The sequence below is a fragment of the Streptomyces sp. W1SF4 genome (assembly GCF_003950035.1).
Lineage (GTDB): Bacteria > Actinomycetota > Actinomycetes > Streptomycetales > Streptomycetaceae > Streptomyces > Streptomyces racemochromogenes.
Map to the genome: position 1 here is coordinate 2587192 of NZ_CP034350.1, position 13877 is coordinate 2601068.

At 71.8% G+C, this 13877-nt stretch carries 13 protein-coding genes; 3 read left to right on the forward strand and 10 right to left on the reverse strand.

Annotated features, from left to right (window positions below; genetic code table 11):
* Positions 1-14 precede the first annotated feature (14 nt).
* Both nadD and D1J60_RS37230 read right to left on the reverse strand, forming a co-directional pair.
* Positions 15-632, reverse strand: a complete 618-nt coding sequence (gene nadD, locus D1J60_RS12085; RefSeq protein ID WP_125602765.1) for a nicotinate-nucleotide adenylyltransferase — start codon at positions 630-632, stop codon at positions 15-17.
* A 64-nt stretch (positions 633-696) separates the two neighbouring features.
* Entirely contained in the window at positions 697-864 is a 168-nt protein-coding gene (locus D1J60_RS37230) for a hypothetical protein (RefSeq protein WP_164720887.1), read from the reverse strand.
* Positions 865-1005: 141 nt separating this feature from the next.
* On the opposite strand from D1J60_RS37230, the gene D1J60_RS12090 reads away from it, so the two are divergent.
* A complete protein-coding gene (locus D1J60_RS12090; RefSeq protein ID WP_125821099.1) occupies positions 1006-2124 on the forward strand; it encodes a M48 family metallopeptidase in 1119 nt (372 codons plus the stop codon).
* On the opposite strand, the gene D1J60_RS12095 is transcribed toward D1J60_RS12090, so the two are convergent.
* The 7 genes from D1J60_RS12095 to D1J60_RS12125 all read right to left on the reverse strand — a co-directional run bounded on the left by D1J60_RS12095 (position 2093) and on the right by D1J60_RS12125 (position 8556).
* Positions 2093-3286 carry a hypothetical protein gene (locus D1J60_RS12095; protein ID WP_125821100.1) on the reverse strand — a complete coding sequence of 398 codons (1194 nt, stop codon included), beginning with the start codon at positions 3284-3286 and terminating at the stop codon, positions 2093-2095. The two genes, D1J60_RS12090 and D1J60_RS12095, sit on opposite strands and share 32 nt — an antisense overlap.
* 67 nt (positions 3287-3353) lie before the next feature.
* Positions 3354-3893, reverse strand: a complete 540-nt coding sequence (locus tag D1J60_RS12100; RefSeq protein ID WP_125821101.1) for a hypothetical protein — start codon at positions 3891-3893, stop codon at positions 3354-3356.
* Between the two features lie 77 nt (positions 3894-3970).
* Positions 3971-5254, reverse strand: coding sequence for a glutamate-5-semialdehyde dehydrogenase (locus D1J60_RS12105; protein WP_125821102.1), 1284 nt, complete (start codon positions 5252-5254; stop codon positions 3971-3973).
* A 137-nt stretch (positions 5255-5391) separates the two neighbouring features.
* Positions 5392-5949, reverse strand: a complete 558-nt coding sequence (locus tag D1J60_RS12110; RefSeq protein ID WP_125599674.1) for a hypothetical protein — start codon at positions 5947-5949, stop codon at positions 5392-5394.
* Positions 5870-6997 (reverse strand): glutamate 5-kinase, encoded by a 1128-nt coding sequence (gene proB / locus D1J60_RS12115; protein ID WP_007264030.1) that lies wholly within the window; start codon positions 6995-6997, stop codon positions 5870-5872. Before proB ends, D1J60_RS12110 begins: the two co-directional genes overlap by 80 nt.
* Before the next feature lie 93 nt (positions 6998-7090).
* Positions 7091-7576 (reverse strand): GtrA family protein, encoded by a 486-nt coding sequence (locus tag D1J60_RS12120; RefSeq protein ID WP_125821103.1) that lies wholly within the window; start codon positions 7574-7576, stop codon positions 7091-7093.
* Positions 7576-8556 carry a glycosyltransferase family 2 protein gene (locus tag D1J60_RS12125; RefSeq protein ID WP_125599671.1) on the reverse strand — a complete coding sequence of 327 codons (981 nt, stop codon included), beginning with the start codon at positions 8554-8556 and terminating at the stop codon, positions 7576-7578. Before D1J60_RS12125 ends, D1J60_RS12120 begins: the two co-directional genes overlap by 1 nt.
* 159 nt (positions 8557-8715) lie before the next feature.
* Here D1J60_RS12125 and D1J60_RS12130 point away from each other — a divergent pair, with 159 nt between their 5' ends.
* The gene (locus D1J60_RS12130) at positions 8716-11586 is read left to right on the forward strand and encodes a bifunctional glycosyltransferase family 2 protein/CDP-glycerol:glycerophosphate glycerophosphotransferase (protein ID WP_125599668.1); all 2871 of its coding nucleotides are present in this window, start codon (positions 8716-8718) and stop codon (positions 11584-11586) included.
* Positions 11583-12764 carry a glycosyltransferase gene (locus tag D1J60_RS12135; protein ID WP_125821104.1) on the forward strand — a complete coding sequence of 394 codons (1182 nt, stop codon included), beginning with the start codon at positions 11583-11585 and terminating at the stop codon, positions 12762-12764. Before D1J60_RS12130 ends, D1J60_RS12135 begins: the two co-directional genes overlap by 4 nt.
* Before the next feature lie 83 nt (positions 12765-12847).
* On the opposite strand, the gene galE is transcribed toward D1J60_RS12135, so the two are convergent.
* Positions 12848-13864 (reverse strand): UDP-glucose 4-epimerase GalE, encoded by a 1017-nt coding sequence (gene galE / locus D1J60_RS12140; protein ID WP_125821105.1) that lies wholly within the window; start codon positions 13862-13864, stop codon positions 12848-12850.
* Positions 13865-13877 lie beyond the last annotated feature (13 nt).

The following is a 13877-nucleotide window of genomic DNA, read 5'->3' on the forward strand; positions in this document are numbered from 1 at the left end:
CTCTCTCCGGAAGCTCAGGCTCCCCGGTACAGCTCGCGCTTGTCGATGTAGCGCACCACACCGTCCGGAACCAGATACCAGACCGGGTCGCCCTGGGCGACCCGCGTGCGGCAGTCCGTGGAGGAGATCGCGAGCGCGGGGACCTCGACCAGCGAGACCCCGCCCTCGGGCAGTCCGTCGTCGGTGAGGACGTGGCCGGGCCGGGTCACTCCGATGAAGTGGGCGAGGGAGAACAGCTCGTCCGCGTTGCGCCAGGTCAGGATCTGGGCGAGGGCGTCGGCACCGGTGATGAAGAACAGGTCGGCGTCGGCGTTGAGCGCGCTCAGGTCCCGCAGGGTGTCGATGGTGTACGTCGGTCCGCCGCGGTCGATGTCGATGCGGCTGACGGAGAACTGCGGGTTGGAGGCGGTCGCGATGACCGTCATGAGGTAGCGGTCCTCGGCGGGGGACACGGCCCGCTGCGACTTCTGCCACGGTTCGCCCGTGGGTACGAAGACCACCTCGTCGAGGTGGAAAAGGGCGGCCACCTCACTGGCGGCCACCAGGTGTCCGTGGTGGATCGGGTCGAACGTCCCGCCCATCACTCCGAGCCGGCGCTTGACCGGGCCCGTAGGCCTTTCCTGCTCTCCCATGAGCGCAGAGCCTACTGGCCCGGTGACACGCGCGCGGCGGCCCGGTCCCTACGAGGAGCCCGGTCTAGCGGTCGCGGTTCAGGCGGGTGGTCACCCAGAGCATGAGCATCAGGATCACGAACGCACCGCCACCGGTCAGGTAAGGGCTCAGGCTGTCGTGGTTGCCGCTGTGCTGCCCACCTTCCTCCGCAGCGAGGAGGACCAGGTCGTGGGCGGTGGTGGAGAGGCTCATCAGGCAGGTACCTATCGAGTCGGGGAGCGAGCGGAGACTTCCCTCACATCGTATGCGGGGGCCCCGGGCACGCTCACGCCGACTCAGGCGTTGGGGAGGATGGGCACACGTCACCACAGCCGACCGAGGGGGAAGGGCGCCATGACGAACAGCGGTTCCGAGACGTCACCGGCACGCGATCGCAGGAGGTTCCCGGGGATTTCCTCGCGGGCCTACGAGCATCCGGCGGACCGCTCGGCGCTGGTCGCGCTGCGCAGGCTCGCCGGTTTCGACACGGTGTTCAAGGCCCTCAGCGCACTGCTCCCGGAGCGCAGCCTGCGGCTGCTGTTCCTGTCGGACTCGGTGCGGGTGGGCGAGACCCAGTTCCCCCACCTGCACGCGATGCTGCGCGACGCCTGTTACGTCCTGGACCTGGAGAAGGTCCCCCAGATGTACGTGCAGCAGGACCCGAGGCCCAACGCGATGTGCATCGGGCTGGACGAGCCGATCATCGTGGTGACCACGGCCCTGGTCGAGCTGCTCGACGAGGAGGAGATGCGGGCGGTGGTGGGCCACGAGGTGGGCCACGCGCTGTCCGGGCACGCCGTGTACCGCACGGTGCTGCTGTTCCTGACGAACCTGGCGCTGAAGGCGGCGTGGATCCCGCTGGGCAATGTGGCGATCACGGCGGTCGTCACCGCGCTGCGGGAGTGGTTCCGCAAGTCGGAGCTGTCGGCGGACCGGGCGGGGCTGCTGGTCGGGCAGGACGTGAACGCCTCGATGCGCGGTCTGATGAAGCTCGCGGGCGGCAACCACCTCCACGAGATGAACGTCGACGCCTTCCTCGCCCAGGCCGAGGACTACGAGCAGGGCGGTGACCTGCGCGACTCCGTCCTGAAGATCCTCAACATGCTGCCGCGCACCCACCCCTTCACGACGGTGCGGGCGGCCGAGCTGAAGAGGTGGTCCCAGAGCCGGGAGCACCAGCGGATCATGGACGGGCACTACCCGCGCCGGGAGGAGGACAAGGACACCTCGGTGACGGACTCCTTCCGCCAGTCCGCCTCGCACTACGCGGAGTCCGTGCGGACCAGCAAGGATCCGCTGATGAAGCTGGTCGGCGACATCGCGGGCGGTGCGGGGGACCTGGGCGGGAAGCTGCGCGACAGGTTCACCGGATCGGGCGGCGGCGCCGCGCGGCAGTCCGGCGACCCGAAGGGAGCCCCCGGCACCCCCGGCCCCGCGGGCGCTACGGACTCGGGCTCGGGCGGGCGGGACTGACGGTGGACGGCGGGGCCGCCGGCCGGGTCGGGTCCGGCGGGCCGCTGGGCGCCCCGGCCGGTGCCAGGACGCCGCACAGCCCGGCCGTGCGCCGTGGGTTCCCGGCGGCGTACGGGTCGCTCGCGGGCGGTCCCACGGTGGTGGGCCCGGCTCCGGCCGGGAGGGGCCGGAAGCCCTCGGCGGGCTCGGTGGCGCAGTCCTGCGGCCCGGCCATCACGTAGGCCGAGGAGATCTCCGCCCGGCGGGCCGTGAGGTCCTCCCGGTCGAAGCGCAGGCGCAGCTCGCGGCGGACGGTGAACAGCGAGGCCCCGTCGGCGGCGGCGGGCGGTCCGGTCGCCGGCCGGACGGCGTACACGAAGGTGTGGTCGGTGCTCACCTCCAGCGACTCGGGGTTCAGCTCCTGGAAGGCGAGGATCCCGCTGACCCGGACGCGGCTGTCGGCGACGACGGCGGTGGCGGGGTCGAAGCGGACCAGCCAGCCGGTGGCGGCGTGCCGGCCGTCGCCGGAGGGTGAGGCCACGCTCTCGTCGAACTGGGCCAGCTGCCCGGGGTCCAGGAGCACCCGCACGGGCCGGGAGGCCACGCCGGCCAGGACGTCCGGGTCCAGCGAGGACTGCACCAGGTAGTCCTTGGCGATGGACAGGGCGGCGACGACCTGGCTCTCGGTGAAGTGGTGCGTGCGCCGCACGGCCGGGAGGGTGATGCCGGCGGCCCCGATCCCGTAGTCGGCCGCCGGGCTGTTCGCGTAGAGGTCGGCCGGGCGGCCGCCCGGCACCGGGACGGCCGGTGCCAGGGGGACGACGGTGCTGGTCAGCGGCTCGGCGTTACCGCCGGCCGGGGGTACGTACGGATTGCGCATGCCCATGTACACGGCGATGGCGAACGCCGACGCGATGAGCAGCACGAGCAGCATCCCCTGGCGGGCGCCGCGGCCCGGGCTGCCGGTGCGGGGGCCGGCGGAGCCGCCGGACCAGATGGAGCGGCTGCGGACGGCCCGGGCGTGCTCGCCCATGCGTTCCTGGGCGGAGAACTCCTGGAGCCGGGCAGCACGGACGAAGTCCTCGTCGAACACCACCGAGCGGAGTTCGTCCGGGCGCAGTTCGTCGTCACCCCCGCCGATGCCTTCGGGGGTGCCGTTGGGCGGATCTCCTGGTACGGCCATCGCTTCTCCCGCTGTCCCCGCTTCAGAGAAGCCCCCAGCTCCGGAGCGAACGAGTGGGGTCGTACCTTCAGGGTTGGCGGCCGACGGGGTACGTAAACGCGCCGACGCCCGTGACTTCCCTGAGCGGCGTGCTGGCCGGGGCGGGAGCGGGGTCCTGGTCGCCGGCGGCGCTGCGGTAGACGGCGCTGAAGGCCAGCGCGACCATGCCGAGCCCCATCACGACGGCGAGCACCCACGCGACGGGGCGCAGCCAGGGGGCGCGGCCGCGGTAGGGGCGCATGGCTCCGCCGTAGACGCCGTACGGGCCGTCCGCGTAGCCGTGCCCGTACGGGCCGTGCTCCCATCCGGAGTCGTCGAAGCCGTACCCGTCGGGGTGTCCGTAGTCGTCGTCGGCCGCCCAGCCTCCGGCGACGCGGGCGGCCTCGGCCTCGGCGCGCGCCCGGTCGGCGGCGCGCTGGCGCTCGGCCGCGCTCGGTTCATGGATCTCGGCGTTCCGGACGAAGTCCTCGTCGAGCACCACGGAGGCGAAGTCGAAATCCGCGCCTCCGCGGTCGTCGTCGGGCTCCCCGTCGTCCGGGAACGGCTTGCCCCCCACGTCGTCCGGCACGGGACCAGCGTAGACCTGGGGGGCGGGTTTGGGCAGGGTGTAAGGCCGAATCCGGCCACACCGTGTCCGGGCGGCGGTTACCGGACGTGACCGTCGCCGGTGACGATGTACTTGGTGGAGGTCAGCTCGGGAAGGCCCATGGGGCCCCGGGCGTGCAGCTTCTGGGTGGAGATGCCGATCTCGGCGCCGAAGCCGAACTGGCCACCGTCCGTGAACCGGGTGGAGGCGTTCACGGCGACCGTGGTCGAGTCGACCAGCTGGGTGAAGCGGCGGGCGGCGGCCTGCGAGGTGGTGACGATCGCCTCGGTGTGGCCGGAGGTCCAGCGGCGGATGTGGGCGACGGCGTCGTCGAGGGAGTCCACGACGGCGGCGGCGATGTCGTACGACAGGTACTCGGCGGCCCAGTCCTCGTCGGTGGCGGGGACGGCGGTGACCTTGCCGCCCTCGGCGGCGGCCAGCACCTGTCCGTCGCCGTGGACGGTCACGCCGGCCTCGGCGAGCGCGTCGAGGGCGCGCGGCAGGAAGGCGGCGGCGATGTCGCGGTGCACGAGGAGGGTCTCCGCGGCGTTGCAGACGGAGGGCCGCTGGGCCTTGGAGTTGACGAGGATGTCCACGGCCATGTCCAGGTCGGCCTGGGCGTCGACGTAGACGTGGCAGTTGCCGGTACCGGTCTCGATGACCGGAACGATGGACTCTTCGACGACGGTCTTGATGAGCGAGGCACCGCCGCGCGGGATGAGCACGTCGACGAGGCCGCGGGCGCGCATCAGCTCGCGGACGGAGTCGCGGGACTCGCCGGGGACGAGCTGGATGGCGTCGGCGGGCAGGCCGGCGCTCTCGATGGCGTCGCGCAGGATGGTGACGAGGGCGGTGTTGGAGGCGTAGGCGGAGGAGCTGCCGCGCAGCAGGACGGCGTTGCCGGACTTCAGGCAGAGCGCGGCGGCGTCGACGGTGACGTTGGGGCGGGCCTCGTAGATGATGCCGACGACGCCGAGGGGGACGCGGATCTGGCGGAGGTCGATGCCGTTGGGGAGGGTGGAGCCGCGGACCACCTCGCCGACGGGGTCGGGCAGGGCGGCGACGTCGCGCACGTCGGAGGCGATGGCGCGGACGCGCTCGGGGGTGAGGGTGAGGCGGTCGATGACGGTCTCGCTGGTGCCGGCGGCGCGGGCCTTGTCGGTGTCGACGGCGTTGGCGGCGACGATCTCGGCCGTACGGGCCTCCAGCGCGTCCGCGATGGCCAGCAGGGCCGTGTCCTTGGCGGACCGCGGGAGTGGCGCGATGGCGGCGGCGGCGGTGCGGGCCGCGTGCGCGGTGGCGGTGACGGGGGAGGCGGTGGTGGCGTCGTCGAGCGAGGTCATGCCGCCCAGGGTAATCCCCGCCGCCGTGGGCCCCACCGGCCCTTCCACCCCCCGAGACGTCCTGCCTCTCGCCGCGCCGCGCACACGGCGCGGCCCCCGGGGGGCCTCCCCGGCTTCGCGCCGCGCGAGCGGCGCGTCTAGTAGGGGTGCACGCCGACCGGGTGGGCCGGTGGGGGGCCGTAGCCCTCCGCGACGCGGGCGTGGTACGTGGGGCGGTCGATGACCTCCAGGCCGACGATCTCCCACGGCGGCAGCTGTGCCGTCGAGCGGTGTTCGCCCCAGAGCCGCAGGGCGACGGCCGCCGCGTCGTGGAGGTCTCGGGCCTCTTCCCAGTACCGGATCTCCGCGTGGTCGTCGGCGTACCGGCTCGTCAGCAGGAAGGGGTGGTCGTGCGCGAGCTGTTCCAGCCCGCGCCGCACCTCGGACAGCGGCGCCGGCTTGCCGGAGACGCTGAGGGTGATGTGCCACAGGCGGGAGGTCTCGGCCTGTTCGTCCCCGCCGCCGCCCACGCTGGTCAGCGCTCGTCTCACCAGCCCGCCTCCTGTCTGCGCTACGCGTGTCCGCCCCACACAGTTGACCAGTCCCCGGCCCGCCGTGCGGCGGTTTTCCCGAACCTCAGCCCTGCAGCAGCACCAGATCGTCGCGGTGGACGACCTCCCGCTCGTACGCGGGTCCGAGCTCCCGCGCAAGCTCACGGGTGGAGCGGCCGAGGAGCTGCGGGAGTTCCTTGGCGTCGAAGTTGACCAGGCCCCGGGCCACGGCGCGGCCGTCGGCGGCGCGCAGTTCGACGGGGTCGCCCGCGCTGAAGTCGCCTTCGACGGCGGCGATGCCGGCGGCGAGCAGTGAGCTGCCGCGTTCGGTGACGGCGCGCACGGCGCCGTCGTCGAGGACCAGGTGCCCCTGGGGGGTGGAGGCGTGCTGGAGCCAGAGCAGCCGGTCGGCGGAGCGGCGGCCGGTGGCGTGGAAGTGGGTACCGGTCTCGCGGCCGGCGAGGGCGTCGGCGGCGTGGCTGGCGGAGGTCAGGACCACCGGGATCCCGGCGGCGGCGGCGATCCGCGCGGCCTCGACCTTGGTGACCATGCCGCCGGTGCCGACGCCCGCCTTGCCGGCGCTGCCGATGGAGACGTGGGCGATGTCCTCGGGGCCGCGCACCTCTTCGATGCGGGTGGTGCCGGGCAGGGACGGGTCGCCGTCGTACAGCCCGTCGACGTCGGAGAGGAGGACGAGGAGGTCGGCGCGGACGAGGTGGGCCACGAGGGCCGCCAGCCGGTCGTTGTCGCCGAAGCGGATCTCGTCGGTGGCGACGGTGTCGTTCTCGTTGACGACCGGCAGGGCGCCCATGGCCAGGAGCTGGTCCAGGGTCCGGTAGGCGTTGCGGTAGTGGGCGCGCCGGCTGGTGTCGTCGGTGGTCAGCAGGACCTGGCCGACGCGGATGCCGTAGCGGGCGAAGGAGGCGGTGTAGCGGGCGACGAGGAGGCCCTGGCCGACGCTGGCGGCGGCCTGCTGCCGGGCGAGGTCCTTGGGGCGGCGGGCGAGGCCGAGCGGGGAGAGGCCGGCGGCGATGGCTCCGGAGGAGACCAGGACGATCTCCTTCTCGCCGCCGCTGCGCGCCTTGGCGAGTACGTCGACCAGGGCGTCCACCCGGTCGGCGTCGAGCCCGCCGGCCGCGGTGGTCAGGGAGGAGGAGCCGACCTTGACCACGATCCTGCGGGCGTCCACGACACCTTGCCTAGCCGTTGACACGTCTTTCCCCTCACCACAGAACCCGATGGCCCACTGGCCTACCGACCGACTGGCCCAATCTACGGGGTGGGGCGGCGGGGCCGCCCGCCGGTTTCAGACCGTGGACGAGGACCGGCCCCGCGCCGGGCCCTCGGTGGTGCCCGAGGCGGTGCCCGAGGCGGTGCCCGAGGCGGGGGCCGCGGCGGCGGCTCCGGTGCCGGGGATGAGGATCTTGCGCGAGAGCAGGAAGGTGAAGGGGATGGCGACGACGGCGGCGACCAGCGGCGCGATGCGGGTGTCCATCGCCGCCCAGGTGACCAGGGCGTAGAGCCCGGCGGACTGGATGACGTAGTTGGTGACGTTCGTCAGCGGGAAGAGGAGGAACTTCTTCCAGGTGGGGCGGGTGCGGTAGGTGAAGTAGGTGTTCATGAAGAACGACCCGATCATCGACAGCACGAAGGCGAGCGTGTAGGCGGCGAAGTAGGGCATCCACGGGTGCAGCAGCAGGTAGATGCCGAAGAAGGTGCCGGTGTTCACGCCGCCCACCAGGGCGAACCTCAGGATCTGGCCGAGCTGGTCGCGCCGGCTGTGGTCGCCCATCAGCGGCTGCGCTCCGCGATCACGGCTTCCGAGATGCCGGGCATGCGCTCGGGGTCAGCGCCGTGGGCCTCCTTGACCAGGAAGTGCGGGCGGCGCTTGGTCTCGTAGTAGATGCGGCCGATGTACTCGCCGATCAGGCCCAGCATGATCATCTGCATGCCGCCGATACCGGCGATCATCGCGACGATCGTGACGTAACCGGGCGAGTCGATGCCGTTGGTGATCGCCATCACGGTGATCCACAGCGCGTACAGTCCGGTCAGCGCGACCAGCGACACGCCGAGCCAGATGCCGAGGCGCAGCGGCTTGTTGTTGAAGGAGATCAGCCCGTCCATGCCGTAGTTCAGCAGGGACCCGAACTTCCACTTGGTCTCGCCCGCCTCGCGCTGGGCGTTCTGGTAGTCGAAGTGGACGGTGTCGAAGCCGATCCAGGAGAACAGGCCCTTGGAGAAGCGGTTGTACTCGGGGAGCGCGAGCAGGGCGTCGACGGCGGGCCGCGAGAGCATGCGGAAGTCGCCGACCCCGTCGGTGAGCTCGACGTCGACCCAGCGGTTGACCCCGCGGTAGTAGAGGCGGCTGAGCGCGGAGCGGACCTTCTTGTCGCCCTCGCGGGTGCGCCGGGCGATGATCTGGTCGTGGCCCTGCCGGTAGTGCTCCAGCATGGTCGCGATCAGCTCCGGCGGGTGCTGGAGGTCGGCGTCCATGATGACCACGGCGTCGCCGGTGGCCTCGCGGAGCCCGGCGAGCATGCCCGCTTCCTTGCCGAAGTTGCGGCTGAAGGAGACGTAGCGGGTGCGGTCACCGTGGTCCGCGGCGATCTTGCGGAGCTTTCCGAGGGTGCCGTCGCGGCTGCCGTCGTCGACGTAGCAGACCTCGTACTCGACGGGCAGGGCGTCCAGCACCTTGCGGATCTCGGCGTCGAACCGGTCGATGACGGCTTCTTCGTTGTAACAGGGGACAACTACCGACAGCTTGGTCATGAGCACTTCCTGCTGGCGTCCTAACGGGTGATTGTCGGCGACCGGGCCCGCCACTCACCTCTTCCTTAGAAGTATGCACGCCGGCGGTCGGCCTGCCCGAGTCGCGTGCGGCACACGGTAGCTTTGACGGGATAAGCGGAATGGAACGAAAGGATCGAGGTGCACGTGCCTGACGTCTCCGTGGTCGTCATCGTCTACAACGACGCAGAGCGTCTGCCGGCGGCCGTCCAGTCGGTTCTGGACCAGACCCTGCACGGGGTCGAGGTCGTGATCGTGGACGACTGCAGCAAGGACCGTTCCTACGCGGTCGCCCGGGAGCTGGAAGCCGCGAACCCGGGGCGGGTGCGGGCCTTCCAGCTGCCCGAGAACAGCGGGGGCTGCGGCGCCCCCCGCAACCACGGCATCAAGCAGGCCACCGGCACCTACGTCATGTTCCTGGACAGCGACGACGTCCTGGACCGCAACGCCTGCCGGAACATGCTGGCGGCCGCCGAGCGGACCGGATCCGACCTGGTCTCGGGCATGTGCGTGCGCGTGCACCTCGACAACCGGTGGGGCAAGACCACCGAGTGGTACCCGTGGATCTACTCCCGCACCCGGACGCTGGAGTCCATCACCGAGTACCCGGACCTGCTGGTCTACGACACCCTCTCCACGAACAAGTGCTACCGGCGCGCGTTCCTGCTGGAGCAGGGCCTGGAGTTCCCGGTGGGCATCCACTACGAGGACCTGCTGTTCTCGGCGCAGGCCTACGTCGCCGCCCGCCGGATCACGCTGATCCCCAACCACGTCTACTACTGGAACGTGGTCGAGAAGGCCGCCGCCAAGTCGATCAGCAACCGGCGCCACGAGATCGCGAACTTCGTCCACCGGATGGAGATCCACCGCCGGGTCGACGAGCTGCTCGCGGCCAAGGGCCACACGGCCATCAAGACGGCGAAGGACGCCAAGTTCCTCAAGCACGACCTCGTGCTGCACCTGCGCGACCTGCCGCTGCTGGGCGACGCCTACCGCCAGGAGTTCGCCCGGCTCGCCAACGGCTACCTGGCCGGCATCGACCCGGCCGCGTACGAGAACGTCACGTACCTCCAGGCCATCTGCGCCTACCTGCTCGGCAAGGAGGACTGGAAGAACCTCCTCCCGGCCGCCGACGCGATGACCAACAAGGGCCGGCTGTCCTCCCCGCTGGCCGAACGCGACGGGCGGGTCTACTGGTGCGCCGAGCACCTCGACGACGCCGAGGGCCGCCGGATACTGGACGTCACCGGCCAGGGCTTCCACACGGCCCCGCTGTCCTCCCTGGCCCTGGGCAACCGCCTGACCTCGTACGAGGACGACGGGCGCGGCACCGTCACCCTGTCCGGCACGGTCGTGAACCCCCTGGGCCGCATCCAGGAGGACGCCGGTCTGAAGGCCTCCCTGGAGTTCCGGGCCCGCCGGCAGATCGGCGTCCGCTCCTTCAGCTTCCCGGTGGCAACCGTGCGCCACGCCGGTAACACGATCGAGTGGACCGCCACCGCCGACATCGGCAGCACCGTCCGCCCCCTCGGCATCATCGACGCCGTCTGGGACGTGCGCCTGAAGCTGACGGCCGGCGCCGACAAGCTCACCACCCGCGTCTCGGTCGGCGGCGTCGACCTGGAGTCGGCGGCCCGGCTGCGGGTGCGCCCGCGCCTGACCCGGCTGGTCTCGGACCGCTTCGAGCCCGAGGTGACCAAGAAGGGCAACCTCTCCTACGTCCTGACCGCCGAGGGCCCCGCGGCCGTGCGCACCCAGACGCTGCTCGGCAGCGCCATGCACGGCAAGGCCGCCGGCCTGGTCAAGCGGAGCCTGCGCCGGGCCCTGAAGGCCCGCCGCAACATCGGCTCGGGCGAGCAGAAGGTGAAGGTCTACCACGAGGTCTTCTCGAAGCTGCCGGTCAAGAAGGGCACGGTCGTCTTCGAGAGCCACATGGGCAAGCAGTACAGCGACAGCCCCAAGGCGATCTACGAGGAGCTGGTCCGCCAGGGCGCCCCCTTCGAGGCGATCTGGTCCTACGCCGGCGCCAAGCCCACCGGCTTCCCCGAGCAGGCCACCCTCGTCAAGCGCTGGAGCTGGCAGTACCTGCGGGCCCTGGCACAGGCCGAGTACTGGGTCGACAACCAGGGGTTCCCGCTGGCACTGACCAAGCGCCCCGGGACCACGTACATCCAGACCTGGCACGGCTCCGCACTCAAGCGCATGGGCTTCCACGAGCCCCGCACCAAAGCGCAGGGCAAGACCGCCCAGGACCGCTTCCAGAAGGCCGTCGACCGCTTCGACCACTTCCTGATCCGCTCCGAGCACGACGTGCGCACCCTCGCCAAGGGCTTCCGGCTGCGCGACGAGGTGCTGCTGCGCACCGGCTACCCGCGCAACGACGCCCTGGTCGAGGCCCACCGCGCCGAGGCGCAGAGCGGGGAGCGCGTGCGCGGCCCGCTCGCCGCCGAGCTGGGCATCGACCCGGACAAGCGGGTGCTGCTGTACGCGCCGACGTTCCGGGCGAGCGCGGACGGCACGGTGGAGGGCTTCGAGTTCCCCTTCGACGTGGAGGAGTTCGCGGACCGGCTCGGCGACCGCTTCACGCTGCTGGTGCGCACCCACTACCTCAACAGCGTCTCGCTGCCGCCGTCGGTGGCGGGCCGGGTGGTCGACGTGTCCCGGCACCACGACATCACCCCGCTGCTGGCGCTCGCCGACGGGCTGATCACCGACTACTCGTCCGTGATGTTCGACTACGCGGTGCTGGACCGGCCGATGCTCTTCTTCGCGTACGACTACGAGAAGTACTCCACCGACATCCGCGGCACCTACTTCGACCTGAAGGAGAAGGCGCCCGGCCCCGTGGTGGCCACGGCGGACGAGCTGATGCAGGCCGTCTCCGCCTTCGACGAGGCCGACGCCAAGTACGCGGAGGCCCGGGAGCGTTTCCTCGCCGAGTTCGGCGAATACGACCGCGGGGACGCGGCCCGCCGGATCGTAGAGAAGTTCTTCACCAGGAGCGGCAAGTGACCCAGCAGCCCCACGAACCCGCGGCGCAGGGCGGCCGGGACGTCTTCATCGTCTCCAACAGCGTGGACGAGCTCGGCGGCGTGACCACCTGGTCCCACCAGATGGCCCGGCTCTTCACCGACCGGGGCCACCGGGTGCACATCGTCGGCATCGCCCCCGTCGCCGAGGAGATCCGCCAGCAGCTGCCGGAGGACCTCCCGTACGAGATGACCACCCTGTACGAGACCCACCCGCCCCGGGCCCGCCGCCTGCGCGGCCTCAAGGGCCGCCTCAACGCCCCGGAGCGGCGCCGGCAGGCGGCCCGCCGGGCGGGCATGCGCGCCAAGGCGGAGACGCTGAGCGCCCTCTTCCGGGCCGCCCGGCCCGGCGCCGTGGTCATCGTCACCCAGGTGTGGGCGATGGAGTGGGTGGCCCTCGCCGACACCAAGGGCCTGTCGGTCATCGGCATGAGCCACGAGTCCTTCGAGGCCAGCCAGACCTCCACCCGGGGCGCGCGGGTCCGCCGCTTCTACCCCGAGGTGGACCGCCTGCTGGTGCTCACCCCGGAGGACGCGGACCTGTGGATCCGGGCCGGCATGGAGAACGTGGCCAGCATGCCGAACCCGCTGCCGTTCATGCCGGACTCCCCCGCCCCCCGCACCGAGAAGGTCGTCGCGAGCGTCGGCCGCCTCGCCTTCGAGAAGGGCGTGGACCTGCTGCTCGACGCCTGGGCGGACGCGGCCCCGCGCCACCCGGACTGGACCCTGCGGATCTACGGGGCGGGCACCGAGGAGGCGACGCTCCGGGCGCACTGCACCTCGCTGGGCCTGGACGACTCCGTGGAGTGGATGGGCAGCACCGCCGACGTGCTGGGAGCGCTGCGCGGGGCGTCCGTCTTCGCGCAGGCCTCCCGGGCCGAGGGCTTCCCGATCACCCTGCTGGAGGCGATGGCCGCCGGCCTGCCGGTGGCCGCGTTCGACTGCGCGCCGGGCGTGCGGGAGATCGTGCGGCACGGCGAGGACGGGCTGCTGGCCCGCCTGGGCAACACGATGGAGCTGGCCGGGCACCTGGACGCCCTCATGTCGGACCGCGAGACGCGCGAGGCCCTCGGCGACGAGGCGTTCCGCAGCGTGCGACGCTACTCCCCCGCGGAGATCACCGACCGGTGGGAAGAGCTGTTCGCCTTCCTGGAGCGCTGACCCGCCCCGCGCCCGGTACGTACGAGGGAGCCGCCCGCCCCGGACCTGGTCCGGGGCGGGCGGCTCCCTCGTACGGGCGGTGCTCAGACCGTGTGGACGTCCCGGTGGTGGCCCGGGTGGCCGGGCTTGCGGTTGGCCTCCCAGCCGGCCCACGCCGAGGTGATCATCTCGCGGACGTCGTGCCGCGCCTTCCAGCCCAGCTCCGAGGCGATCCGGTCGGCCGAGGCGACCACCTTCGCCGGGTCACCGGGGCGCCGCGGGGTGACGACCGGCGCGTAGGTGTGCCCGGTGCCCGCGTTCAGCAGCTCGACCATCTCCTTGACGGAGACGCCCTCACCGCGGCCGATGTTGACGGTGAGGTCCTTGTACTCCCCCGCCGCACCCCACTCGGCGAGCCGGCGGGCCGCCACCACGTGCGCGTCCGCGAGGTCCTCCACGTGGATGTAGTCGCGGATGCAGGTGCCGTCCGGGGTCGGGTAGTCGTCGCCGAAGATGCGGGCGCCCTCGCCGGCGTCGTAGCGCTCGAAGACCATCGGCACCAGGTTGAAGACCCCGGTGTCCGCGAGCTCGGGGGCCGCCGCGCCGGCCACGTTGAAGTAGCGCAGGCAGGCGGTGGAGATGCCGTGCGCCTTGCCGGCGGCGCGGACCAGCCACTCGCCGGCCAGCTTGGTCTCCCCGTACGGGCTCAGCGGCCTGCACGGGGTCTCCTCGGTGACGGAGTCCACGTCGGGCATGCCGTACACGGAGGCGGAGGAGGAGAACAGGAAGTTGCGGATGCCCGCCGCCGCCACGGCCTCCAGCAGCACCGTGAGGCCCTGCACGTTCTCGCGGTAGTAGTACAGCGGCTTCTCGACGGACTCGCCGACCTGCTTCTTGCCGGCCAGGTGCACCACGCCGGTGATCTTGTGCGCGCGGATGGCCTCGTCCAGGGCGAGACGGTCCAGCACCGAGGCCGTCACCAGCGGGACTCCCTCCGGCACGCGGTCCTCCCGGCCCGTGGAGAGGTCGTCGAAGACCACGACCTTCTCACCCGCGAGCAGCATCGCCCGGACGACGTGCGCGCCGATGTATCCGGCGCCACCGGTGATCAGAAATGTCATGCGTATTCTCCCG